Source organism: Variovorax raffinosi, assembly GCF_051216615.1.
Lineage (GTDB): Bacteria > Pseudomonadota > Gammaproteobacteria > Burkholderiales > Burkholderiaceae_C > Variovorax.
In genome coordinates this window covers 38,475-61,930 of sequence record NZ_JBPJZR010000004.1, presented here as the reverse complement: position 1 = coordinate 61,930, position 23,456 = coordinate 38,475, and the positions used below count along the sequence as shown (strand labels likewise).

At 68.4% G+C, this 23,456-nt stretch carries 25 protein-coding genes; 15 read left to right on the top strand and 10 right to left on the bottom strand.

Features of this window, described 5'->3' with window-relative positions; all coding sequences use genetic code 11:
- Window positions 1-59 precede the first annotated feature (59 nt).
- Window positions 60-1,490, bottom strand: coding sequence for a D-alanyl-D-alanine carboxypeptidase/D-alanyl-D-alanine endopeptidase (gene dacB / locus ACSFB7_RS14435; RefSeq protein WP_435471161.1), 1,431 nt, complete (start codon window positions 1,488-1,490; stop codon window positions 60-62).
- Between the two features lie 7 nt (window positions 1,491-1,497).
- Window positions 1,498-2,085, bottom strand: a complete 588-nt coding sequence (locus ACSFB7_RS14430) for an NUDIX hydrolase (RefSeq protein ID WP_435471159.1) — start codon at window positions 2,083-2,085, stop codon at window positions 1,498-1,500.
- A gap of 80 nt (window positions 2,086-2,165) precedes the next feature.
- On the opposite strand from ACSFB7_RS14430, the gene ACSFB7_RS14425 reads away from it, so the two are divergent.
- From ACSFB7_RS14425 to pyrF, 5 genes are all read left to right on the top strand, one after another.
- Window positions 2,166-2,933 carry a DeoR/GlpR family DNA-binding transcription regulator gene (locus ACSFB7_RS14425; protein ID WP_435471157.1) on the top strand — a complete coding sequence of 256 codons (768 nt, stop codon included), beginning with the start codon at window positions 2,166-2,168 and terminating at the stop codon, window positions 2,931-2,933.
- A gap of 118 nt (window positions 2,934-3,051) precedes the next feature.
- Window positions 3,052-3,786 carry a tRNA (adenosine(37)-N6)-threonylcarbamoyltransferase complex dimerization subunit type 1 TsaB gene (tsaB, locus tag ACSFB7_RS14420; protein WP_435471155.1) on the top strand — a complete coding sequence of 245 codons (735 nt, stop codon included), beginning with the start codon at window positions 3,052-3,054 and terminating at the stop codon, window positions 3,784-3,786.
- Window positions 3,783-4,325 carry a ribosomal protein S18-alanine N-acetyltransferase gene (gene rimI, locus ACSFB7_RS14415; RefSeq protein WP_435471153.1) on the top strand — a complete coding sequence of 181 codons (543 nt, stop codon included), beginning with the start codon at window positions 3,783-3,785 and terminating at the stop codon, window positions 4,323-4,325. The genes tsaB and rimI overlap by 4 nt, the downstream gene beginning before the upstream one ends.
- Window positions 4,322-5,128 carry a uracil-DNA glycosylase family protein gene (locus ACSFB7_RS14410; protein ID WP_435471151.1) on the top strand — a complete coding sequence of 269 codons (807 nt, stop codon included), beginning with the start codon at window positions 4,322-4,324 and terminating at the stop codon, window positions 5,126-5,128. The genes rimI and ACSFB7_RS14410 overlap by 4 nt, the downstream gene beginning before the upstream one ends.
- Window positions 5,129-5,160: 32 nt before the next feature.
- Complete coding sequence (pyrF, locus tag ACSFB7_RS14405; protein WP_435471149.1) at window positions 5,161-5,985, top strand: orotidine-5'-phosphate decarboxylase; 825 nt, start codon at window positions 5,161-5,163, stop codon at window positions 5,983-5,985.
- Window positions 5,986-6,204: 219 nt separating this feature from the next.
- On the opposite strand, the gene ACSFB7_RS14400 is transcribed toward pyrF, so the two are convergent.
- Complete coding sequence (locus ACSFB7_RS14400) at window positions 6,205-6,939, bottom strand: helix-turn-helix domain-containing protein (protein ID WP_435471147.1); 735 nt, start codon at window positions 6,937-6,939, stop codon at window positions 6,205-6,207.
- Window positions 6,940-7,080: 141 nt separating this feature from the next.
- On the opposite strand from ACSFB7_RS14400, the gene ACSFB7_RS14395 reads away from it, so the two are divergent.
- From ACSFB7_RS14395 to ACSFB7_RS14370, 6 genes are all read left to right on the top strand, one after another.
- Complete coding sequence (locus ACSFB7_RS14395) at window positions 7,081-7,935, top strand: hypothetical protein (protein ID WP_435471145.1); 855 nt, start codon at window positions 7,081-7,083, stop codon at window positions 7,933-7,935.
- A gap of 14 nt (window positions 7,936-7,949) precedes the next feature.
- The gene (locus tag ACSFB7_RS14390; RefSeq protein ID WP_435471143.1) at window positions 7,950-9,905 is read left to right on the top strand and encodes an MFS transporter; all 1,956 of its coding nucleotides are present in this window, start codon (window positions 7,950-7,952) and stop codon (window positions 9,903-9,905) included.
- 151 nt (window positions 9,906-10,056) lie between these two features.
- Window positions 10,057-10,572: a hypothetical protein gene (locus ACSFB7_RS14385; RefSeq protein WP_435471141.1), complete on the top strand. Its 516-nt coding sequence runs from the start codon at window positions 10,057-10,059 to the stop codon at window positions 10,570-10,572.
- Entirely contained in the window at window positions 10,569-11,366 is a 798-nt protein-coding gene (locus ACSFB7_RS14380) for a DUF2145 domain-containing protein (protein WP_435471139.1), read from the top strand. Before ACSFB7_RS14385 ends, ACSFB7_RS14380 begins: the two co-directional genes overlap by 4 nt.
- A gap of 19 nt (window positions 11,367-11,385) precedes the next feature.
- Entirely contained in the window at window positions 11,386-12,453 is a 1,068-nt protein-coding gene (locus ACSFB7_RS14375) for a serine endopeptidase (protein ID WP_435471137.1), read from the top strand.
- Window positions 12,454-12,634: 181 nt separating this feature from the next.
- Window positions 12,635-13,021: a DUF3597 domain-containing protein gene (locus ACSFB7_RS14370; RefSeq protein ID WP_435471135.1), complete on the top strand. Its 387-nt coding sequence runs from the start codon at window positions 12,635-12,637 to the stop codon at window positions 13,019-13,021.
- A 72-nt stretch (window positions 13,022-13,093) separates the two neighbouring features.
- Here ACSFB7_RS14370 and ACSFB7_RS14365 read toward each other — a convergent pair whose 3' ends face one another.
- Window positions 13,094-13,876 (bottom strand): SDR family NAD(P)-dependent oxidoreductase, encoded by a 783-nt coding sequence (locus ACSFB7_RS14365; protein ID WP_435471133.1) that lies wholly within the window; start codon window positions 13,874-13,876, stop codon window positions 13,094-13,096.
- Between the two features lie 116 nt (window positions 13,877-13,992).
- On the opposite strand from ACSFB7_RS14365, the gene ACSFB7_RS14360 reads away from it, so the two are divergent.
- On the top strand, window positions 13,993-14,388 hold the full coding sequence (locus ACSFB7_RS14360) for a hypothetical protein (RefSeq protein WP_435471131.1): 396 nt from the start codon (window positions 13,993-13,995) through the stop codon (window positions 14,386-14,388).
- On the opposite strand, the gene tgt is transcribed toward ACSFB7_RS14360, so the two are convergent.
- From tgt to queA, 4 genes are read right to left on the bottom strand one after another with little or no spacing between them, the layout of a single operon-like run.
- Window positions 14,385-15,557 carry a tRNA guanosine(34) transglycosylase Tgt gene (tgt, locus tag ACSFB7_RS14355; protein WP_435471129.1) on the bottom strand — a complete coding sequence of 391 codons (1,173 nt, stop codon included), beginning with the start codon at window positions 15,555-15,557 and terminating at the stop codon, window positions 14,385-14,387. The two genes, ACSFB7_RS14360 and tgt, sit on opposite strands and share 4 nt — an antisense overlap.
- Window positions 15,557-15,952, bottom strand: coding sequence for a type II toxin-antitoxin system VapC family toxin (locus ACSFB7_RS14350; RefSeq protein ID WP_435471127.1), 396 nt, complete (start codon window positions 15,950-15,952; stop codon window positions 15,557-15,559). Before ACSFB7_RS14350 ends, tgt begins: the two co-directional genes overlap by 1 nt.
- On the bottom strand, window positions 15,952-16,158 hold the full coding sequence (locus ACSFB7_RS14345) for an AbrB/MazE/SpoVT family DNA-binding domain-containing protein (RefSeq protein ID WP_286553614.1): 207 nt from the start codon (window positions 16,156-16,158) through the stop codon (window positions 15,952-15,954). Before ACSFB7_RS14345 ends, ACSFB7_RS14350 begins: the two co-directional genes overlap by 1 nt.
- A 37-nt stretch (window positions 16,159-16,195) precedes the next feature.
- Window positions 16,196-17,245, bottom strand: a complete 1,050-nt coding sequence (gene queA, locus ACSFB7_RS14340; protein ID WP_435471124.1) for a tRNA preQ1(34) S-adenosylmethionine ribosyltransferase-isomerase QueA — start codon at window positions 17,243-17,245, stop codon at window positions 16,196-16,198.
- Window positions 17,246-17,391: 146 nt separating this feature from the next.
- Between queA and ACSFB7_RS14335 the strand changes: the two genes are divergently transcribed.
- Genes ACSFB7_RS14335 through recG form a run of 3 tightly spaced genes read left to right on the top strand, consistent with a single transcriptional unit; the run spans window position 17,392 to window position 21,700 of the window.
- Window positions 17,392-18,066, top strand: a complete 675-nt coding sequence (locus ACSFB7_RS14335; RefSeq protein WP_435471122.1) for a DUF4166 domain-containing protein — start codon at window positions 17,392-17,394, stop codon at window positions 18,064-18,066.
- Window positions 18,063-19,565, top strand: a complete 1,503-nt coding sequence (locus ACSFB7_RS14330) for a TIGR01777 family oxidoreductase (RefSeq protein WP_435471120.1) — start codon at window positions 18,063-18,065, stop codon at window positions 19,563-19,565. The genes ACSFB7_RS14335 and ACSFB7_RS14330 overlap by 4 nt, the downstream gene beginning before the upstream one ends.
- Window positions 19,566-19,576: 11 nt before the next feature.
- A complete protein-coding gene (recG, locus tag ACSFB7_RS14325; protein WP_435471118.1) occupies window positions 19,577-21,700 on the top strand; it encodes an ATP-dependent DNA helicase RecG in 2,124 nt (707 codons plus the stop codon).
- Window positions 21,701-21,706: 6 nt separating this feature from the next.
- Here the strand turns inward: recG and serB are convergent, their stop codons facing one another.
- The gene (gene serB, locus ACSFB7_RS14320; RefSeq protein ID WP_435471116.1) at window positions 21,707-22,414 is read right to left on the bottom strand and encodes a phosphoserine phosphatase SerB; all 708 of its coding nucleotides are present in this window, start codon (window positions 22,412-22,414) and stop codon (window positions 21,707-21,709) included.
- Window positions 22,411-23,292 (bottom strand): LysR substrate-binding domain-containing protein, encoded by an 882-nt coding sequence (locus ACSFB7_RS14315; RefSeq protein WP_435471114.1) that lies wholly within the window; start codon window positions 23,290-23,292, stop codon window positions 22,411-22,413. The genes serB and ACSFB7_RS14315 overlap by 4 nt, the downstream gene beginning before the upstream one ends.
- Between the last annotated feature and the right edge of the window lie 164 nt (window positions 23,293-23,456).

The following is a 23,456-nucleotide window of genomic DNA, read 5'->3' as shown; positions in this document are numbered from 1 at the left end:
CGTCAGAAGATTTCAGTACATGCCGGGCCGGTGCGGCCGCCAATCCGCCGGCCGTCAGGTCAGTTGTCCTGCGAAGCCCAGTCGACCAGCGCATCGAAAGCCGCTCGCGCCGCCACCGCGTTCTCGCCATTGGCGATCGCCACCAGCACATAGCGCCGGCCGCTCTTGCCATCCACGTAGCCGGCCACGCCGGAGGCGTCGCGCAGGGTGCCGGTCTTCAGGTGGGCCGAGCCGCCCGAGCGCAGCGTGCGCTTCTTGAGCGTGCCGTCCACGCCCATGGCCGGCAGCGAGGACATCAGCTCCGGCATCACCGGCGAGCGCCATGCCACCTGCAGCATCTTGCCGAGCGCGGCCGCGCTGATGCGTTCGTCGCGCGACAGGCCCGAGCCGTTCTCGAACACCGGCTGCGCCTCGCCCGTGCCGATGCGCTCGCGCCACCACTGGCCCAGCGCGGTGCGCGAGGCCTCGAAGGTGCCGCGGTTCTTCTGCGTCAGCCCGATCGTGAGGAACAACTGCTGCGCCATCACGTTGTTGCTGTACTTGTTGATGTCACGGACCACCTCGGCCAGCGGCGGCGACTCGAACTCGAAGGCCGGCTTCAGCCCCGCCGGCACGCGCCCTTCGCGCATCTGCCCGCCCACGCGCCCGCCCATCTCGGCCCACATGCCGCCGATGGCGCGCAGGCTGTAGGTGCGCGGGTCGCCATACGCCACCGCCCAGCTCTTCTCGCCGCAGGCGGCCGGAAAACTGCCGTTGAAGCGGATGCGGTTGACGTCGCTGAAGTCTGTCTTGAGCGCGGTGCGCCAGTCGCCGCATTCGCCGGGTGTGAGCGCCACGGTGGCCGGCATGGCGACGCTGGCCAGCGGCGGCTCGTAGCTCACGCGCGCGATCTGGCCGCCGCGGTCGGGCACGAAGGTCATGTTGACCGACTTGAAGTTGACCAGCAGCGCGTCGGGCGAGGCGTTGTACGGCCGCAGCGGCTCGCCGTCGAAGGCGCCGGGGTCGCTCTCGACCGTGTTCTCGAAGGCGCTGCGGTCGATGATGATGTCGCCGCCCACGGTGGTGATGCCCAGCCCCTGCACGTGGCGCAGCAGCAGCCACACGCGCTCCAGCACCAGCTTCGGATCGCCCTGGCCCTTGATGTAGAGGTTGCCGTTGAGCACGCCGTTGCTGATGGTGCCGTCGACGTAGACCGGCGTGGTCCAGTTGTAGGCCGCGCCCAGCATGTCGAGCGCGGCGTAGGTGGTGACCAGCTTCATGATCGATGCCGGGTTCACCGGCACCTGCGTGCGCCAGGCCAGGCGCGGCTGGCGCGTGCCGTCGGCCTCGGCCACCAGCATCGTCACCGTTTCGCGCGAGACCTTGGCGCGCGCAAGAGCCGCTTCGACCTGGGTCGGCAACGCCTGCTGGGCGAAGGCGCTGGCCGAAGCCAGCGTGGCGAGCGAGAGGAAGAAAAGGGAGGAAGGAATCAGGCGGGTGGCAAAACGCATCCGGCCATTATCCCGGCGGGAAAACATGCAGCTTCGCGTGGTACAGCAGCATCACCGTCTTGGCGTCGACGATGCGGCCGTCGGCCACCATGGCCAGCGCCTCGTCGATGGGCAGCTCGAGCACCTCGATGTCCTCGCCCTCTTCCGCCAGGCCGCCGCCGTTGCCGATGCGCATCGAGGGCTCGTAGGGCGCGACGAAGAAGTGCAGCTTCTCGGTCACCGAGCCCGGGCTCATGAAGCTCTCGAAGATCTTCGTGACCGTGCCGAGCCGGTAGCCCAGCTCTTCCTCGACCTCGGCGCGGATGCGCTCCTCGGGCGCCGCGTTGTCGAGCAGGCCGGCCGCGGCTTCGATCAGCAGGTCGTCATGCCCGTTGACGAACACCGGGTAGCGGAACTGCCGCACCAGCAGCACCGTGCGCTGCGCGAGGTTGTAGGGCAGCAGCGTGGCGCCATTGCCACGGTCGTAGGTCTCGCGGTGCATGGGCTGCCACTGGCCGTCGTTGCGCAGCCAGTCCAGCCGGGTGGTCTTGAGCACGAACCAGTTGTCGGAAAGGAGGGTGACTTCGTGCACCCGGACGCGGTCTTGAAGGGTCATGGGCGGCGAGCATATGTGCAAATTCGTGCATCATCAAGAAAATTCGTGCAAATAAAGAAAGAGGCCAATACCATCGGGCCATGCTCACCAGCCAGCGCAAGCAACACATCCTCTCGGCCCTGCAGCGCGACGGCAACGTCGTCGCGAAGTCGCTCAGCGAAGCGCTCGGCCTGTCCGAAGACACCATCCGCCGCGACCTGCGCGAGATGGCGGCCGAAGGCCTGCTCCAGCGCGTGCACGGCGGTGCGCTGCCGCTGGCACCGGCCGGTGCCGACTTCGCCAGCCGCCAGCAGCTCGCGTCGGACGAGAAGGTGCTCATAGGCCGTGCCGCCGCGCGCCTGGTGAAGCCGGGGCAGGTGGTGTTCATCGATGGCGGCACCACCGCCGTGCAGATGGCCCGCCACCTGCCGCGCACCCTGCAGGCCACGGTGGTCACGCACAGCCCGTCGGTGGCGGTCGAGCTGGCCGCGCACACGCAGCTCGAGGTGGTGCTGATCGGCGGGCGGCTGTTCAAGCACTCGGTGGTGGCGGTGGGCGCCGCGGCCATGGCCGCCATTGCGCGCATCCATGCCGACACCTACTTCATGGGCGTCACGGGCGTGCACGCCGAAGCCGGGCTGACCACGGGCGACCTCGAAGAAGCCGAGATCAAGCGCGCGCTGATGGCCTCGGCGGCCGAAACCGTCGTGCTGGCGTCGTCCGAAAAGCTCGGCGTGGCCTCGGCCTGGGTGGTCAACCCGGTGACGGCGGCGACCACGCTGCTGGTCTCGCCTGAGGCGCCGGCCAAGGCGCTGGCGCCGCTGCGCAAGGCAGGGCTGACGATCCTGCGCAGCGATCACGCCAGCTGACCGATTGCCCGACCTGGGGACGGGCCCGCGGGCGCCCTCGATAATCGGGGGATGCCCATCGCGTCCCGCTTCTTTCCCCGCACACCCGGCATCGGTGCGGTCCTGGGGCGTCACGTCCATGTCTGAAACCCTGAAGCTGCTGGCTTTCGATACCAGCACCGAGCACCTGTCGGTGGCCGTGCGCCACGGCGACCGGCTGCTGGCCCACAGCGGCGCCGGCGGCGCGCAGGCCTCGATCACCCTGCTCCCGCTGATCCAGCAATTGATGGCCGATGCCGGGCTCGCACTGGCCGACCTCGACGCCATCGTCTTCGGCCGTGGCCCCGGCTCGTTCACCGGCCTGCGCACCGCCTGCTCGGTGGCGCAGGGGCTGGCCTTCGGCGCCAACGTGCCGCTGCTGCCGGTCGACACCCTGCTCGCCGTGGCCGAAGAGGCCCGCCATGCCTTCGGCGCGCGCCAGGTGGTGGCGGTGCTCGACGCCCGCATGGACCAGCTCTACGCCGCCCGCTACGACTTCGACGCCGCCGGCCCGCTGGGCGGCGACGACGAGCCCCTGCTGCTGTCGCCCGAGGCGCTCGACGTGCCCGCCGGCTGGGCGCTGGCCGGCAACGCCTTCGTCGCCTACGGCCCGCGCCTGGCGCCGGCCACGGCCCGCCACGAGGTGCTGCCGACCGCCACCGCCATGCTGCGGCTGGCGCCCGCGCTGCTCGCGGCCGGCCGCACCGTGCCCGCCGCGCAGGCCTGGCCGCTGTACGTTCGCGATAAAGTGGCGCAAACCACCGAAGAGCGCGCGGCCATCAAGGCGGCCGCCGCCACCGCAGCAGCAGCCCTGGTACCACCCACCCACGCATGAGCGCCGTCCTCCAGCCCGTCGAAGCCCGCCTCGAACCGCTCACCATCGAGCGGATCGACGCTGTCTGCGCGGTCGAGCTGACGGCCTACAGCCACCCGTGGACGCGCGCCAACTTCACCGATTCCATGGCCGTCGGCTACCACTGCCAGTGCCTGCTGGCGCCGGTGTCCAGCCCTGGCCTGGACACGCCGGTCACCAGCCTGGGTGAAACGCTCATCGGCTATTTCGTCGCCATGAAGGGCGTGGACGAGGTGCACCTGCTCAACATCACCGTGGCGCCGGCCTTCCAGCGCCAGGGCTGGGCGCCGCTCATGCTCGAAGCGCTGACCGGCTGGTCGCGCGGCGAGGACGCGCAGTGGCTCTGGCTCGAAGTGCGCCAGAGCAACCAGCGTGCGCTCGACATCTACGTGCGCCAGGGCTTTCGCAGCGTCGGCGTGCGCAAGGGCTACTACCCGGCGCATGAAGGCAAGCGCGAAGACGCGGTCGTTATGAGCCTTAGATTGAATGAAACAGGCACCGCCTGGGGAGCCTTGCGATGAGCGCCGTGCAGACACTGAAACTCGACGCCCGCCAGCGCGCGATGCTCGACGAAATGGGCGTGAAGGTCTGGTGGCCGATGCCCGAGGTGGTCGAAGAGGCCCCTGTTGCCATTGAAGCGGTAGCGGCTGTCGAAGAGCAGGCGCCTGTGAGCGAGCGATTCGTTGCCGAAGCGCCAGCTCCGGCTCCGGCCCCCGCGCCAGTCGCCGCACGGCCCGCCACTGCGCCCGCCCCGGTCGCCCGCCCCGCACCTGCCGCCGCCCCCGCGACGAATGGCGCCGCAGTCCTCATCGAAACCCCGCGCCGCCTGTACGGCGACACGGTCGATCCCTTGGCATCAGTGGAAGGCGGCTGGCTGGTCGTCGCCGACATGCCGCCCGAAGCCGACGGCCGCCACGGCGAGCCCTTCGCGGGCGATGCCGGCAAGCTGCTCGACAACATGCTGCGCGCCCTCAAGCTGCACGACGGCAAGACGCCGGTGCATCTGGTGCGCACCCATCGCGGCGTGGCCGCCGGCCAGCCCGGCAGCCCGCGCCCCATGGCCGAGGCTTTCGACGAACACGCGGCGGTGCTCGCCCCCCGCGTCGTGCTGGCGATGGGCCCGCTGGCCGCCCAGAGCCTCATGCAAAGTGGCGACCCGCTCGGCAAGCTGCGCGGGCGCGTCGTGCCGCTGGCGTCGGCCGCAGGCGCGGCGGTGGTGGCGACGTATCACCCGGCCTATCTGCTGCGCAACCCCGCCGACAAGGCCCGTGCGTGGGCCGACCTTTGCCTCGCGGCCGAGCAGCACACGCCAACCCCCGGTTGAGGTCCGGGAGCGGCCGCCTAAAATCACGGCCCATGACTTTCCTCGACAAGCTGGCCGCTGCACAGCAAAAAAACAGCTCGTTGCTCTGCGTGGGGCTCGATCCGGAGCCCGCCAAGTTCCCCGGGGGATACAGGGACGACGCCAGCCGCATCTATGACTTCTGCGCGCGCATCGTCGACGCGACGGCCGACCTGGTCATCGCCTTCAAGCCCCAGATCGCCTATTTCGCGGCCCACCGCGCCGAAACCCAGCTCGAACAGCTCATGGAGCACATGCGCCGCAACGCGCCGCATGTGCCCGTGATCCTCGACGCCAAGCGCGGCGACATCGGCTCCACCGCCGAGCAGTACGCCCTCGAAGCCTTCGAGCGCTACGGCGCCGACGCGGTGACGCTGTCGCCCTTCATGGGCTTCGATTCGGTGGCGCCGTACCTCAAGCACGAAGGCAAGGGCGCCTTTCTGCTGTGCCGCACCAGCAACCCCGGCGGCGCCGACCTGCAGGGCCAGCGGCTGGCGGACATCGACGGCCAGCCTTTCCTCTACGAGCACGTTGCCAAGCTGGCGCAGGGGCCATGGAACCTCAACGGCCAGCTCGGGCTGGTGGTGGGCGCGACCTACCCGGCCGAGATCGAACGCGTGCGCGCGCTCGCGCCGACGGTGCCGCTGCTGATCCCGGGCGTCGGCGCCCAGGGCGGCGATGCGGTGGCCACGGTGCGCGCGGGTTGGCGCGCCGATGCGCCGATCATCGTGAACTCGTCGCGGGCCATCTGCTACGCGTCGTCCGGCGAAGACTTCGCCGATGCGGCGAAGAACGCCGCACGCACCACGCGCGACGCGCTCGAAGCCGCCAAGGCCTGAGCCCTTTCAGGGCGGCGCTCACACCGCCAGCGTGAGCGTTATTCGGCGCGGTCGTTGATCAGCGATGCACCAGCAGCGTGTCCTGTGCGAATGACGCCAGGTGCTCCCCGCAGCGAAATAAAGGAGGAGCGAAGCGGGGGACATTCGCGGAGGGGAGCACCTGGTGTCATTCGCACTCGCCCTGAATGAACCCGAACATCCCCAGATCGCGAACAGGCCTCAGGCCCGTCGCAGGCGGGTGAACGCCTCGAACTCCCAGTTCCGCATCCCCAGCAGCAGCGTGTAGCCCTCGCGGTCCTTGGGGGACAGCTTCTGGTCCGTCTGGTGCTGCTGCGCAAAGTCTTGCGCCACGCGCTGCAACCGCTCCAGGAAGGCCGGCGCCAGCGAACGGCTGATCGAGCCGTGCACCAGCAGCAGCCCTTCGGCAGGGCCGTCGAAGCCGCCACGGTAGTAGTCCAGCACCACGTTCTCGCGAAAGAACTCCATCACCGGCCCGTGCGGACGCCAGCGAAAGGTCTTGGCCAGCTTCAGGCGATACCGGTTGAGCGGCCGCAGCTCGATGATGCCGATGCGGTCCAGTTGCGCCAGGCAGCCGATGCACTCGGCTTCGCTGATCCGGTAGGCCGCCACGATCTGCTCCAGCGTCCACTGGCTCAACACGCTGATCGCCACCAGCAGCAGCTTCTTGTCCTTGACCACGGCCTTTTCCTGCTCGTGCGTCAGTTCCTTCAGCAGCGGCTGGGCGTCGGCCACGCGGCGGGCCAGTTCGGCGAAATCGATCTTCAGCGCGCGGCAGATGGCATCGACGCGCGACAGCGGCATGTCGCTCTTGGCCAGCATCCGCTTGACGCTGGATTCGGCCATGTCGAGCGACCGGGCCAGATCGGCGTAGGTCATGCGGGCGCTTTTGAGTTCGTTCTTGAGGGCGAGTACGAGGTCGACGGTGGTGCTCATGGTTCGAGCGTACACGGGCGGCGGGAAGTATCGAAAGCGGATACCGAAAGGAGTGAATTGGTACCTCGTATCGATTTCCGATGCCTGTGGGGCAGCCGGCCACTAAATTCCGCCGCTCGTCACCCACCACCGAGGACCGCCATGCTCTTGCCCTCCCTCAGCCGCCGCGAACGCGGGCTGCTTTTCACCTTCGCACTGCTCACGCTCATCGCCTTCTTCGGCCCCGCCCTGCCGGCGGCCGATGTCGCCATCGCCTCGGTGTTCGCCGACGACCGCGCCTGGCACGGCCTGCCCAACGCCATGGACGTGCTGAGCAACCTGCCCTTCGTGCTGATCGGCTTCTGGGGCCTGTACCGGCTGAACCGCATCGACCGTTCGCACCAGCAGGCGCTGTCGGTGTTCCCGCTGGCGCCGCCCGCCAGCGACCCGCCGGACAACACGCTCGACTGCGCCTGGCTGTTCTTCGCGGGGCTGATCGCCACCGCCGCCGGCTCGGCCTTCTATCACCTCGTGCCCGACGCACCCCGGCTCGCGGCCGACCGCGCCGGCATGGCGGTGGCCTTCGCGGGGCTGATGGGCGTGGCGGTGTGCGAGCGCGTCAGCCAGCGCGCCGGCTGGCCCGTCGCCTGGTTCGTGCTGACGGCCGGCCTGCTGGCGGCCGAGGTGTTCCAGGAAACCGGCAACGTCCTGCCCTGGGCGCTGGTGCAGTTCGGCGGCATGGCGCTGGTGGTCACGCTGGCGCTGTCCACGCCGATGCGCGGCGGGGTGGGCCTGAAGCTGGGCTGGGTGATCGGCTTCTATGTGCTGGCCAAGGTCTTCGAGCTGGCCGACCACCAGATATACGCCTTCACGCAGCACACGATTTCGGGCCACACCCTCAAGCACCTGACGGCCGCCTTGGCGGGCCTGCCGGTCCTGTGGGCGCTGCACAAGCTGGAGATGCGCTGGCAGGCCGCGCTGCGGCACAATCCGGGCGCAGCCGCGATGGCGGCCTGAGGAGAATTCTTCGAATGACAACCCCCGCTGCTGCCGCAACCACCCCCGTGGTCCACGAAGCGAACGCCCACGCCAACCAGTTCGCCCTCCTCAAGCAGCGGCGCTTCGCGCCTTTCTTCTGGACCCAGTTCTCGGGCGCGGCGAACGACAACCTCTTCAAGTTCGCCTTCACCGTCATGGTGACCTACCAGCTCCAGTTGAGCTGGATGCCGCCGGCCATGGCGGGCCTGGCGATTGGTGCGCTGTTCATCCTGCCGTTCTTGCTGTTCTCGGCCACCTCGGGCCAGCTCACCGACAAGTTCGACAAGACGAAGATGATCCGCTTCGTCAAGAACCTCGAGATCATCATCATGCTGCTCGCGGCCTGGGGCTTCGTGCGGGCCGACGCGGTGATCCTGCTGGGCTGCGTGTTCCTCATGGGGCTGCATTCCACGCTGTTCGGACCGGTCAAGTTCGCCTACCTGCCGCAGGTGCTCGATGCGCGCGAGCTGACGGGCGGCAACGGCATGGTCGAGATGGGCACCTTCGTCGCCATCCTGCTGGGGCAGGTGGCGGGCGGCCTGCTGGTGGCGGTGCCGCAGGTCGGTCACATGAGCGTGGCGGTGGCCTGCGTGCTGCTGGCGCTGGTGGGGCGCGGCGTGGCGCAGGCGATTCCGCCGGCGCCGGCCACCGACCCGCACCTGGTCATCAACTGGAACCCCTTCAGCGAAACCTGGCGCAACCTGAAGCTGGCGCACGAGAACATCGTGGTGTTCCGCTCGCTGCTGGGCATCTCGTGGATGTGGTTCTTCGGCGCGGTGTTCCTGAGCCAGTTCCCCAGCTTCGCCAAGGAAGTGCTGCACGGCGACGAGCAGGTGGCCTCGCTGCTGCTGGTGGTGTTCTCGATCGGCATCGGCGTCGGCTCGCTGCTGTGCGAGACGCTGAGCCGCCGGCAGGTCGAGATCGGCCTGGTGCCGCTGGGCGCCATCGGCATGAGCGTGTTCGCCATCGACCTGTACTTTGCCTCGCGCGGCCTGCCGAAGGTGGCCGAGATGGGCATCGGCACCTTCGTGCACCAGGGCGCCCACTGGCGCGTGATGGCCGACCTGGCGCTGCTGTCGCTGTTCGCGGGCCTGTACAGCGTGCCCATGTACGCGCTGATCCAGTTGCGCAGCCAGCCCACGCACCGCGCGCGCATCATCGCGGCGAACAACATCCTCAATGCGCTGTTCATGATCGGCAGCTCGATCCTGGCGGGTGCGCTGCTCGGCGCGGGCTTCACCATTCCGCAGATCTTCTTGTTCACCGGCATCGCCAACGCGGTGGTGGCGTTCTACATCTTCATGCTGGTGCCCGAGTACATGCTGCGCTTCGTGGCCTGGGTGCTGTCGCGCTTCGTCTACCGCTTCGACATCAAGGGCGAGACGCACATCCCGACCGAAGGCGCCGCCGTGCTGGTGTGCAACCACGTGAGCTTCATCGACGCGGTGCTGCTGATGGCGGCCAGCCCGCGCCCCATCCGCTTCATCATGGACCACCGCATCTTCAAGGTGCCGGTGCTGGGCTGGCTGTTCAAGCTGGCCAAGGCGATCCCGATCGCGCCGCAGAAGGAAGACCCGGCGGCCTACGAAGCGGCCTTTGCCAAGGCGCTCGGCGTGCTGCGCGAGGGTGACCTGCTCGCGATCTTCCCCGAAGGCTCGATCACCCGCGACGGCGCGCTGCAGCCCTTCAAGGGCGGCGTGATGAAGATCGTGGAGAGCGCCCGCGCCGAGGGCATCGAGCCGCCGGTGATCCCGATGGCGCTGACCAACCTCTGGGGCTCGTACTTCAGCCGCATCGAGCTGCGCGGCGGCGAACAGGTCGCGATGGCCAAGCCCTTCCGCCGTGGCTTCTTCAGCCGCGTGGGCCTGAACGTCGGCCATCCCGTGCCGCCGGCCGAGGTGCAGCCCGAGTCGCTGCGCCAGCGCGTGAGCGGCCTGCTCGGCGCCTGACGCGCGCCCCTCTTCCCGGTGCGGCTCGCACCGAGAAGTATCGAATTCAGATACCCATGGCGCCCTAAGTCAGGACTGGTCGAAGCATTCGAGCCTCGCGATGCGGAAGCGAACCATCATTCGCCCACCTTCACTGCGCCGCGAGGCCTTCATGCAAACCTTCTCCTCCTCGACCGTTTCCATTCATCGCGATTCGCGGGCCTGGAAATTCCGCAAGTCGATGGCCACGGTCCTGCTCGCCGCCTGCACCGTCTTCGCGGGCGCCACGCTTCCCCTGCAGGCCCGGGCGCAGAGCGATGCCTCCACCGCGCTGTCGCTGATGCCCGTGGCTTCCGTGCTCGTCGGCGCCTCGGCGGTCGGGGCTTCGGCCACCGCCGTGGTCGCGGTGCCTGCCGCGCTGTCGGTGGGCGGCTCGACGCTCACGGTGATGGCGGTCGAAGCCTCGGCCGATGGCACGGTGTACGTGCTCGAACGCGCCTCCGACGGCGCCCGCGCCAGCATCAAGGTGGCCGGCCGCGCCGCCGATGGCGTGTCCAAGGCCGTGGGCACCAGCGTGCTGGTCAGCGTGATCGGCACCGGTGTCGTGCTGTCGGCCGCCGGCGAGGTGCTGGCCTTCGTGCCCAACGCCGTCGGCCGCGCGCTGCTTCACAACGAGAGGCTGTCGTGAAACTCGCCGTCGTCGTTCCCGCGCTGCTGGCGCTCGCGCTGGCCTTGCCGCTGCAGGCGCAGGCTGGCCGCTCGTGCGAGCAGGTCAAGCCGACGCCCGCGCTGATCGTCAAGGGCATGGAGCTGGCCGAGCGCACCTCGCAGGCGCTCGATGCCAGCGGTGCCCGCGTGGTGATCCTGGCGCGCGTCGGGCAGGACCTGAGCAAGTACGGCCTGCGCTATTCGCACCTGGGCATCGCCTACAAGACCGACGAAGGCCCGTGGCGCGTGGTGCACAAGCTCAACGAATGCGGCACGGCGGTGGCCTCGGTCTATCGCCAGGGGCTGGGCGAGTTCTTCCTCGACGACCTGTGGCGCTACGAAACCGCCTGGGTCGTGCCCACGCCGCAGGTGCAGGCGCAACTGATGGCCGCGCTCGCCGAATCGCCCGCGCGCCTCACCCGCATGAACGTCGCGCCCTACAGCCTCGTGAGCTACGCCTGGGGCCAGAAGTACCAGCAGTCGAACCAGTGGGCCGTCGAAACCCTGGCCGCGGCCATGGAGCCCGCCACCATCGGCAACCGCGCACAGGCGCAGGCCTGGATGCAGTTCAAGGGCTACGAGCCGACCACGCTCAAGCTCGGCCCGCTGACCCGCTTGGGCGGCCGCGTGACCTCGGCCAACATCGCCTTCGACGACCATCCGAACGACAAGCGCTTTTCGGACCGCATCGAGACGGTGACGGTCGATTCGGTGTTCGCGTGGCTGCCGCGCGCGGGGCTCGGCGCGGCGCCGGTGCAGCTCAAGCTGCAATGAAGAACAAGAAAGAAATCAAATGAGCAAGTCCCTGCGTCTTTCCGAAAAATGGTTTCGCCGCGGCCTCTGGCTGGTGGCGCTGGTGTTCGCGAGCTTTCTCATCGGGCTGGGCAGCACGGTCGTGAGCGACCTGCCGCAGGTCGAGCGCGCCCGCCAGCTGGACGACTTCATCGACAAACCGCGGGCAGAGCCGCTGCGCGACACGATCAAGGCCTCTGAAGCGACAGAACTGCAGGCCGCGCGCGACCTCGACCAGATCCAGTTGAAGCTCAATGCCGCGCAGCAGGCCAGTGCCAACGCGCGCGAGACCTTCGGCAACTGGATCGCCACCCGCCGCGCCACCGCGCAGCCCGACCAGGACACGGAACTGATCGCGCGCACCAAGGCGCTCGATGCGTTCAAGCAGAAGGAAGACGAGGCGCAGCGCCAGGTCAATGCGCAACGCCAGATCGTGCTGGACGCGCGCCAGGCGGAGCAACGCGCGCGCGAATCGCTGTCGGTGCTGGAGCGTGACGCGCAGGTCAAGCTCCTTGCCGAATACCGCCGCGTGGAATTGCGCGTGTTCCTCTATCGCCTGGCGCTCACGCTGCCGTTGCTGGTGGTGGCGGGCTGGCTGTTCGCGAAGAAGCGCAAGAGCACCTACTGGCCCTTCGTGTGGGGCTTCATCTTCTTCGCGCTGTTCGCCTTCTTCGTCGAGCTGGTGCCCTACCTGCCGAGCTACGGCGGCTATGTGCGCTACGTGGTGGGCATCGTGCTCACGGTGCTGGTGGGGCGCTACGCCATCGTCGCGCTCAACGCTTACCTGGCGCGCCAGAAGCTGGCCGAGCAGCAGCCCGACCAGGTGCGGCGCGAGGAACTGAGCTACGACATCGCGCTGGCGCGGCTCGGCAAGAGCGTGTGCCCCGGCTGCGAGCGGCCGGTGGACCTGAAGAACGACGAAATCGACTTCTGCCCGCACTGCGGCATCGGCCTGTTCGACCACTGCGGCCAGTGCGAGACACGCAAGAGCGCGTTCTCGAAGTTCTGCCATGCCTGCGGCACCTCGGCGCATGCGGCGGAGCCCGGTGGCGCCACGGCGCCGGCCTGAGGGGCGCCGAGGCACCGAATCTCTCTACCGCAAGCGGGGTTTTTCGCACGCTGCGCGGCCATCTTTGGCGAAGCTGTCGCCGCAAAGTGTTAGAACCTTGGCCTGCGCTGCATTTCGCACGCAGCCGGCGTTCACTTTCATGCGGCGCCCGGCTTCTACCACGCACGACGAGGACCTCCCCATGAGCTTTTTCGGCAAGATTTTTTCCAAGATTTTTCCGTCGGCCAACGCCGCTGAAGTCGTCGCCGCACCGCCGGCGGCTGCACCGGACGCATCGGGCGCACCGGCCGCTGTGGCACCACCGCCCTCGATCCCGCTGGGCGACGTGCCCGCCATCCTGGACGCGATGCCTGGTGCCGCCGGCCTGAACTGGCGCACGTCGATCGTCGACCTGCTCAAGTTGCTGGGCCTGGACAGCAGCCTCGCCGCGCGCAAGGAACTGGCCGGCGAAATTCTCTTCAGCGACGGCGAGCCGGGTTCGGCCGAATGGAACATCGGCCTGCACAAGCAGGTGATGACCCGCATCGCCGCCAATGGCGGCACGCTGCCCGCCGAACTGCGCGACTGATCTCTTCGGTTCGCACAAAGCAGAAAGCCCGGCATGCCGGGCTTTTTGCTGTGCGGAGAAAAGTGCGAGGGCTCAGGTCCAGCCCGCGTCCACCACGTAGTCCTGCGCGGTGCACATGCGCGAATCGTCGGCGGCCAGGAACAGCGCCATCGCCGCGATGTCCTCGGCCATCACCCGGCCCGGCAGGCATTGGGCCGCATCGATCTCTGCGCCCGATTCGGGCTTGACCCACAGCTTGATCTGCCGCTCGGTCATCACCCAGCCCGGCACCACCGAATTGACGCGAATGTTCTGCTTGCCCAGGTCGCGTGCCAGCGAACGCGTGAGGCCGCGCGCGGCCGCCTTGCAGGCCTGGTAGACCGGGTAGCCCCGGCCCTTGATCATCCAGCTGATCGAGCCGAGGTTGATGATCGAGCCGCCGCCCAGCGCGCGCATGTCGTCGGCCACGGCCTGCGCCGCAAAGAACTGGTGCTTGAAGTTGACGGCCACGAGGCGGTCGAAGTCTTCGCTGGTCACGTCGGCCATTTCATGGCGCCGATCGTTGGCCGCGTTGTTCAGCAGCACGGCGATGGGGCCGAAGCGCGCGCGCACCGCGGCGATGGTGGCGGCAAGCGCTTTTGTGTCAGTCACGTCGCAGGCCAGGAACAGCGCTGGATGCTCGCCCTGCAACTGGGCCGCGAGCGCATCGCCCGCGGCGGTGTCGAGATCGCAGAAGCCGACCTTCGCGCCCTGCGCATGGAAGGCCCGGACCAGCGCCTCGCCGATGCCGCTGGCCCCGCCCGAAACGAAGACGGTGCGACCCGCCAGAGAGGGATAGCGGGCGGTGTAGATCGAGGGTGCGGAGGCGTTGGTCATGAGGATGAAGACAACAGCGAAAAGACAGGCGACGAGCGTACCGGATATCCGCTTCCAGCGTGAACGGGGCGTCCGACCGGCGTATGGCTTCCGGCCTGTGGGCAGGCGGGCCCGGCATGGCTACGCTTGCCGTCATGGACCCCCTTCGCCGCCGCGCCGCTTTCGGCCTTGTGCTTCTCCCCGCCGCCTTCCTGGCGCGGAGGGCCCGCGCGCAGGCATCGGCGCCCGTGTTGCTCTTCAAGATGGTTTCGCCGCGCGACGACATCGTCGTGGGCATCGAGGCGGCCCAGCTCGGCGCAGGCACGACGCCGCCCGTGCAGCGCCTGGCCGCGATGCTGGCCGACAAGGGGCAGCTCACGCTCTGGCAGTACGCATCGCAGCACGACGCGGGCGGGGCGCTGGTGCAGGCGCCGCTCAAGCAGGTCGTGATCTTCAAGAACGAGCTGTTGCGCCTCGAACCCTATGCGTCTCCGCTGCCGATCAAGCCGCCGGGGGCGGCCGCAAAACCCTAGACCCCGCGCGCGCGCTCGGCCTTGAAGCGCGCCCGGAATTCCGTGAATGTGCCCGCGTCCAGCGACGCGCGGATCTCGGTCATCAGGTTCAGGTAGTAGTGCAGGTTGTGGATGGTGCACAGCATCGGCCCGAGCATTTCGCCGCAGCGGTCCAGGTGGTGCAGGTAGGCGCGGCTGAAGCCTTCGCGCCCGCCGTCGTTCCACGACACGCCCGAGGTGCCCGCGCAGGCGTGGCAGGTGCAGCTCGGGTCCACCGGCTGCGGGTCGGTCTTGTGGCGCGCGTTGCGCATCTTCAGATCGCCGAAGCGCGTGAACATCGTGCCGTTGCGCGCATTGCGCGTGGGCATCACGCAGTCGAACATGTCCACGCCGTCGGCCACGCCCTGCACCAGGTCTTCGGGCGTGCCCACGCCCATCAGGTAGCGCGGCTTGTTCGCCGGCAGCCGGTGCGGCGTGTGGCCCATGATGTGCAGCATCTCTTCCTTCGGCTCGCCCACGCTCACGCCGCCGATGGCGTAGCCGGGGAAGTCCATGTCGACCAGCGCGGCCAGCGATTCTTCGCGCAGGTTCTCGAACATGCCGCCCTGCACGATGCCGAACAGCGCGTTCGGGTTTTCGAGCCGCGCGAATTCGCTCTGGCAGCGCTTGGCCCAGCGCAGGCTCAGCTCCATCGAAGTGCGTGCCTCGGCCTCGGTCGTGATGTGGCCGTTGGTGTCGTAGGGCGTGCACTCGTCGAACTGCATCACGATGTCGCTGTTGAGCACCGTCTGGATCTGCATCGACACCTCGGGCGTGAGGAACAGCTTGTCGCCGTTGACGGGCGACGCGAACTTCACGCCCTCTTCGCTGATCTTGCGCATCGCGCCCAGCGACCACACCTGGAAGCCGCCCGAGTCGGTCAGGATGGGCTTGTCCCATTTCTCGAATTGGTGCAGCCCGCCGAAGCTCTGCATCACATCGAGACCCGGGCGCATCCACAGGTGGAAGGTGTTGCCCAGGATGATCTGCGCGCCCATCTCTTCGAGGCTGCGCGGCATCACGCCCTTGACGGTGCCGTAGGTGCCCACGGGCATGAAGATCGGCGTCTGCACCTTGCCGTGGTTGAGCGTGAGCGTGCCGCGGCGCGCGTGGCTGTCGGGGTCGGTCTTGAGGAGGTCGAAGTTCAGCATCAGGGTTTGGAGAAGTATTTGACGCCGGGCAGTCCGTCGAAGTGCGCGTCCTGGGTCCAGAGCGTGGCGCTGCGCATTTGCGCAGTGGCATAGATCAGGCTGTCGGCAAAAGGCAGGCCGTTGTCCGCAGCCCCCAGACACAAGGCGGCGTCAAGCTCCACCACGTCGCCCTGCTGCATGTAGGCTGCGGCGCGCGATGCGATGGAGGCATCGCGAATGCGACGCAGGGTTTTGTAGACCTCGTACAAGGTCACGACCGGAACGACAAGCAGGCTGGGGTCGGCTGCTGCGGCCTGGTAGAGCTTGGCGCGATCCGTGGCGCCGAAGACTTCGAGCCAGCAGGACGAATCCAGAACCAGAGGCCCGACTGGAGCCTTGACGGAAGTGCGCGCCATCAGAAGCGTTCGGGATCGTCCACGATGTCCGTCGGAATGCCGCGCAACTCGGCTTGCAACTCCTCCAGCGTCGGGACGGGGATCAACTCGATGGCTTTGCCATGTCGCACGACGCTGAATCGCGCGCCCGGCTCAATGGCCATCTGCTCGCGGATGGCTTGCGGAATGACCACCTGGAATTTGGATGAAACTGTGACGGTTGGCATATCGATCCCTGCTTGGTAAGCGGAATTATATCGATCGTCAATTCAGGGTGTTTGTGTGCTCCAGCAGCATGGCGTCGCCATAGCTGAAGAAGCGGTAGCCGTTGGCAATGGCGTGGGCATACAGCGCCATCACGCGCTCGTAGCCCGCGAAGGCCGAGACCAGCATCATCAGCGTGCTCTTGGGCAAATGGAAGTTGGTCACCAGCAGGTCGACGTGTTCGAAGGCAAAGCCGGGCGTGATGAAGATGCGCGTGTCGCCCGTGGCTTCGCCGCTCTTGGCCCACGATTCGAGTGTGCGCACCGTGGTCGTGCCGACCGCGACGACACGGCCGCCGCGCGCCTTGCACTCGGCAATCGCGCGTTGCGTGGCCTCGGGCACTTCATAGCGCTCGGCGTGCATCGTGTGCTCTGAAATGTTCTCGGTCTTCACCGGCTGGAAGGTGCCTGCGCCCACGTGCAGCGTGACGCTGGCGCGCTGCACGCCGCGCGCTTCGAGTTCGGCCAGCAGGCCTTCGTCGAAATGCAGTGCGGCGGTGGGCGCGGCCACGGCGCCGGGCACGCGTGCGAACACGGTCTGGTAGCGGCTCTCGTCGTCGGCCGAGTCGGTGTGCGTGATGTAGGGCGGCAGCGGCACGTGGCCGCAGCGGGACATCAGCGCGCACGGATCTTCGCCGGCGTCGCTCTCGAAGCCGAAGCGGAACAGCGCGCCGTCTTCTTCGGGCCAGCGGCCCAGCAGCGTGGCGCGGAAGCCACCGACCATCTGCAGCGTGGTGCCGACCGGCGGCTTCTTGCTCACCTTCATGTGCGCGACCACCTCCTGGCCCTGCAGCACGCGCTCGACCAGCAGTTCGAGCTTGCCGCCGGTCGGCTTCTCGCCGAACAGGCGCGCCTTGACCACGCGCGTGTCATTGAAGACCAGCAGGTCGCCCGCGCGCAGCAGCGAAGGCAGGTTCTTGAAGATGCGGTCGACCGGGGCGTCGCCTGTGCCGTCGAGCAGACGGGAAGAGGTGCGTTCGGTGGCCGGGTGTTGTGCCACCAGCTCGGGTGGCAGGACGAAATCGAAATCGGAAAGCGTGAAGGCGCGCATGGTGCTTGAGGGCCGGACGGGCCCGTGCCAAGGAGGCGTGGGGAAAGGAAAGAGAAAACCGGAAGCGGGCGGGATTGTCCCATGGACGGAAAACAGGGCATCGACACGGGGGTATCGGGGCCGTGTTGCCAAGGCAGAATCGACGGATGCCTGATTCACATGCCGCGCGCACCGCCCCCCAGCCCGGCCCCTCCGAAGGCGAGCTCTTCAAGAAGATCCTGGGGAGCAAGTGGCAGGGCCTGCACCCCGACATCCGCCGGCGCTTCGACAAGAACCCGTCGCCTGGCAAGGCGCTGCATTACCTCGGCGCGCTCAGCGAACTGCGCTGCTCGCGCTTCGGCAAGCTGCTGGGATATCTGACGCAGCCGATGATCCAGGGTGCGCTCATTCCCTACAGCGACGCCGACTTCCCGGTGGAGATCCAGGTCTACGCCAAGCCGCAGGACCCGGCCATCTACAAGCAGCGCATCTACCGCCTGCATGGACGCAAGCCGATCCAGTTCACCAGCTTCATGCGCGAGAGCGAGCGCGGCGAGGTGCTGGAGTACGTGGGCATGGGCCTGGGCATGAAGCTGGTGCTGAGCGTGGAACCCAGCGGCAGTCTGCACTTTCAGAGCGACGGTTACTTCTGGGACGTGCTGGGCTGGCGCATTCCGTTGCCCGGCCTGTTCACGCCCGGCAAGACTTTTCTGTGGCATCACAACGAGACGCCGGAACGCTTCAACATCCGCATCGAGATCCGGCACTGGCTGATGGGCACCACCTTCACCCAGGTCGGCGTGTTCGAGGAAGTGGCCGAGCCGAAGGCGGTGGCCGCATGACGATCGACACCCACCTGCTGGCGCTGCAGCTCATGGCCGCGCAGGGGCTGATGGGCGCGTTCGACACGCTCTATCACCACGAAGGCACCGAGGCGCTGGCGCAGCGCAACACCGCGCGGCGCGAGCTGTCCATCCACGCGGTGCGCTCGTCGATCTACTGCGCGATGTTCATCGGGCTGTCGTCGTGGGCCTGGCACGGCGTGTGGGCCTGGGTGCTGCTCGCGGTGTTCGGCGTCGAGATCGTGCTCACGCTGTGGGACTTCGTGGTGGAAGACGGCAGCCGCCTGCTGCCGCCCACCGAGCGCGTCACGCACACGGTGCTGGCCATCAATGCGGGCGCGTTCATCGCGCTGTTGGCGATGAATGCGGTGGACTGGGCGGCGCAACCCACCGCGCTGGTGTGGCAGCCGCAGGGCTGGCTCGGTGCCTTCCTTGCGCTGTGCGGCGTGGGCGTGGGCATCTCGGGGCTGCGCGACGGGCTGGCGGCGCGTGCGCTGTTCCGCCGCACCGCGCAGGAAGAACAGCGCGCGGTCGATGCGCCGGTGCGCTTCGGCAGCAACAAGCCGCAGCGCGTGCTGGTGACCGGTGGCACCGGCTTCATCGGCCAACTCCTGGTGCGCCACCTTGTGGCCGACGGCCATGCGGTGACGGTGTGGACGCGCGATGCGCGCTCGGCCGCATGGGGCTTCGGCGGCGCGGTGCGCTGCGTGCAGGCGCTCGAACAGATCCCGGCGACGGACGATGTCGACGTGGTCATCAACCTGGCGGGCGCGCGCATCCTCGGCCAGCGATGGAGCGAACGGCGCCAGCGCCAGTTGATGCAAAGCCGCGCAGGCCTGACGGACACGCTGGTCACGTGGATCGCGACCCGACCGCGCAAGCCGTGGCTGCTGCTGTCGGGTTCGGCCATCGGCTACTACGGCGTGCAGCCGCAAGGCGACACCGCCGAGCTGGCCGAAGACGCACCGCCGCAGGACATCTTCATGTCGACGCTGTGCCAGGGCTGGGAGCAGGCGGCGCGGGGGGCAGTGGCGCATGGCGTGCGCGTGGCCTGCATGCGCTTCGGCTTCGTGCTGGGTCACCAGGGTTCGCTGCCGCAATTGCTGCTGCCCGTGGCGCTCGGCATGGGCGGGCGCCTGGGCAGCGGGCGGCAGTGGCTGTCGTGGGTGCATGTGCATGACGTGATCCGCGCGATGGCCCATGTGTGGACGCTGACCGAACAACAGGAGGCCGGCGACGGTGCCGCCGCGCAGGTCTTCAACTTCACCGCGCCCGGTGCGCTCACGCAGGAAGAGTTCACCCGCGTGGCCGCCAGCGTGATGCACCGCCCCTGCTGGATGCCGACGCCCGCTGCGCCGGTCAAGCTGCTGCTGGGCGAACAGGCCGACCTGCTGCTCGAAGGGCAGCGCGTGGTGCCCGCGCGCCTGCTGCAGACCGGGTTCCGCTTCGCGTTCCCCGATGCGCGCAGCGCCTTGACGGACCTTTGTCGCCCGCGCTAGAAACCCTGCCAGTGCCGCCCAAGAAAGCCCCGCCCCCACCCGCAGCCGGCGCAGCCCCTGCGGCTGCAGCAGCGCCGCCGCAGCCGCCCGGCACCGGCCTGAGCCTGGTGCAGCGCGCCTTGCGCAAGCTGGGCCTGGTGCGCGACATCGACTTCGCGCTCTACCTGCCGATGCGCTACGAGGACGAGACGCGCATCGTGCGGCTGGCCGACACGCGCGACGGCGACATGGCGCAGGTCGAGGGCGTGGTGACCGAATGCGAGGTGGTGTTCCGCCCGCGTCGCCAGCTCATCGCGACCATCGACGACGGCAGCGACACCTGCCAGTTGCGCTTCTTCAATTTCTATCCGTCGCAGCAAAAGCAGCTCGCGGTCGGCGCGCGGGTGCGCGTGCGCGGCGGCTTCGTGGGGCGGCAGATCATGCATCCCACGGTGAAGGCGGCGGGCACGGCGTTGCCGAACGCGCTCACGCCGGTCTACTCGACCGTCGCGGGCCTGGCGCAGCCGGTGCTGCGGCGCGAGGTGCGCTCGGGCCTGGCGCGCGCCGTGCTCGACGAAACGATCCCCGTGCAGATCGGCCTGCGTGGTGCATGGGACCTGCGCGCCTCGCTCACCTTCCTGCACTACCCCACGCCCGACGTGGCGATGGCCACGCTCGAAGACCACAGCCATCCGGCGTGGCAACGCATCAAGGCCGAAGAACTGCTGGCCCAGCAGCTCTCGCAGTTGCAGGCCCGGCTGGAACGCGCGGCGCAGCGCGCGCCGGTGTTGCCTGCGTCGGCAGAGCCGGTGGCGACTTCGCTGCATGCGCAGTTGCTCGCGGTGCTGCCCTTCGGCTTGACCGGCGCGCAGCAACGCGTGGGCGAAGAGATCACGCGCGACCTCGGCCGCGAGATCCCGATGCACCGGCTGCTGCAGGGCGACGTGGGCTCGGGCAAGACGGTGGTGGCCGCGCTCGCGGCGGCGCGCGCCATCGACGCGGGCTTCCAGTGCGCGCTGATGGCGCCGACCGAAATCCTTGCGGCACAGCATTTCGGCAAGCTGGTCGGCTGGCTCGATCCGCTGCTGGCCGCGCGCGGCCTGCGCGTGGCGTGGCTCACGGGCAGCCAGAAGAAGAAAGAGCGCGATGCAATGTCGGCCGCCGTTGAAAGCGGCGAGGCCGCGCTGGTCATCGGCACGCACGCGGTCATCTCGGAGAAGGTGCGCTTCAAGAGCCTCGCACTCGCGATCATCGACGAGCAGCACCGCTTCGGCGTGGCGCAGCGCCTGGCATTGCGAGGCAAGGCCGTCGGCGACCTGGAGCCGCACCTGCTGATGATGAGCGCCACCCCCATCCCGCGCACGCTGGCGATGAGCTACTACGCCGACCTCGACGTGTCCACGCTCGACGAGCTGCCACCGGGCCGCACGCCCATCGTCACCAAGCTGGTGGCCGACCACCGGCGCGATGAGGTGATCGACCGCATCCAGGCGCAGATTTCGCAAGGCCGGCAGGTCTACTGGGTCTGCCCGCTGATCGAGGAAAGCGAGGCGGTCGATCTGCGCAACGCCACCGAAACGCGCGACGAGCTGGCCGGCACGCTGGGCGATGCCGTGCATGTCGGCCTGCTGCATTCGCGCATGCCCACCGCCGAGAAGCAGGCGGTGATGGCCGCCTTCACCGCGAATGAAATCCAGGTGCTGGTGAGCACCACGGTGATCGAAGTGGGCGTCGACGTGCCCAATGCCTCGCTGATGGTGATCGAGCACGCCGAGCGCTTCGGCCTCTCGCAGTTGCACCAGTTGCGTGGTCGCGTGGGCCGCGGCGCGGCGGCCTCGGCCTGCGTGCTGCTCTATGCACCGGGCGACAGCGGGCGCGTGGGCGAGGCGGCACGCGCGCGCCTCAAGGCGATGGCCGAGACCGGCGACGGCTTCGAGATCGCGCGGCGCGACCTGGAGATTCGCGGCCCCGGTGAATTTCTCGGTGCCCGCCAATCGGGCGCGCCGCTGCTGCGCTTTGCCGACCTGACGACCGACATCCTGCTGCTCGACTGGGCGCGCGAGCTGGCACCCGTCATGCTCAAGAAGCACCCCGAGCTGGCGCAGCGCCACATCGACCGCTGGCTCGGCACCAAGGCCGAGTACCTGAAGGCCTGAGCGAACTCAGGCGCCCGCGTGCGCGCCCTGCAAGAAGTCGAGCAACCGGTCGAGCCCGCCTTCGTCGATGGCCGCCATCGCTTCTTCGCGCACCTTGGGCTTGGCGTGGTACGCCACGGACAGCCCGGCCACCCGCATCATCGGCAGGTCGTTGGCACCGTCGCCCACGGCGATGGCCTGCGCCGGCGAAATGCCCATCGCGCGGCAGCAGTCGAGCAGCTTGTCCTTCTTGGCCTCGCCGTCGCAGATGTCGCCCCACGGTTGGGCGAGCATGCGTCCGGTGAGCCGGTCGTCCTCGATCTCCAGCACGTTGGAGCGGGTGTCGTCCAGTTGCAAGCGGTCCCGCAGGCGGTCGGTGAAGAAGGTGAAGCCGCCACTCAGCAGCACGACCCGCAGGCCGGCGCGCTTGCAGGCGTCGATCAGCGTTTCGGCGCCCGGGTTCAGGTGCAGGCGCTGGTCGTACACGGCCTGCAGCGCGGACAGCGGTACGCCGCGCAGCAGGGCCACGCGTTGGCGCAGGCTTTCCTTGTAGTCGGTGATCTCGCCGCGCATCGTGGCTTCGGTGATGGCCGCGACCTCGGGCCCGCAGCCGGCGATGTCGGCGATCTCGTCGACCGTCTCGATGTCGATCAGCGTCGAGTCCATGTCGAAAGCGATCAGCTTGAAATCCGAAAGCCGCATCAAGGGCAGGTGCTGCCCGGGTGTCTTGTTCATGGGGTGCTTCCTGCGGTCCAGTGCTGCGTGCTGAGCCAGTCGACGAATTGCCGCGCCAGTGCGGCCACCGGCCCTTCGGTGCGGTACAGCGCGTAGACGCCCGAGGCGGGCAGGCGGGGCTCGGGAAAAATCAGGCGCAGCCGGTCCGCCCGGATGTCTTCTTCCAGCAGGCACCAGGGCGCCAGGGCCAGGCCCAAGTCGTTCATGGCCGCCTGCATGCAGAGGAACTGGTGGTCGAACACGGGGCCGGGCAACTGGGGCGGCACGCGCAGGCCGGCCAGCTCGAACCAGCGCGGCCAGTTCTCCAGCCCGCCCGTGGCCTGCAGCAAGGGATGGCCCAGGCAATCGGCAATGCTGGCGATGCGATGGCGCTCGATGAAGCGTGGCGACGCCACGGCCACCAGGTGGTCGTCCAGGCAGCGCACGCAGGTGTGATCGGGGCGTTGCATGGGCATGCGGCGGATCAGCACGTCGCTGCCGGCCTCGGCCTGGTCGAAGAATTGCCGGCCCAGCGTCGACAGTTGCACGTCGGCCAGGGGCGCAAGCGCCTGGAACCCGGCCAGCCGGGGAATGAGCCACTTCATCGCCAGCGAAGGCGTGGTGCACACCCGCAGGCTGCTGCGCTGGTTGGGCGACTTCAGCGCCGCCGTGGCGCTGGCGATGCGGTCCAGGCTGGCCTGCACTTCGGCGAAGTACTCGCGCGCATGCGGCAGCAGCGTCGCGCCGCGCGCCTCGCGCGCGAACAGCGGCTGCCCCAGGTAGTCCTCCAGCAGGCGGATCTGCTGGCTGACAGCACTGTGGGTGATGCTGAGTTCGTCGGCGGCCGCGGTGAAGTTGGCATGGCGCGCCGCCGCTTCGAAAGCGCGCAGCGCTTTCAAAGGGGGGAGGCGTCGCGTCACCACATGCGTACCTTGGCGGACAGGCTTGTCTTCCTCATGCTTTTCTTGTGTTCGGTTGCTTGCCGCCTTCGTTCGGTGGCCGGCGGGCATCGTAGACCGGGAAGCCTGCAGAAAAACTAACCAGCGGCCTTAAAAAATACGGC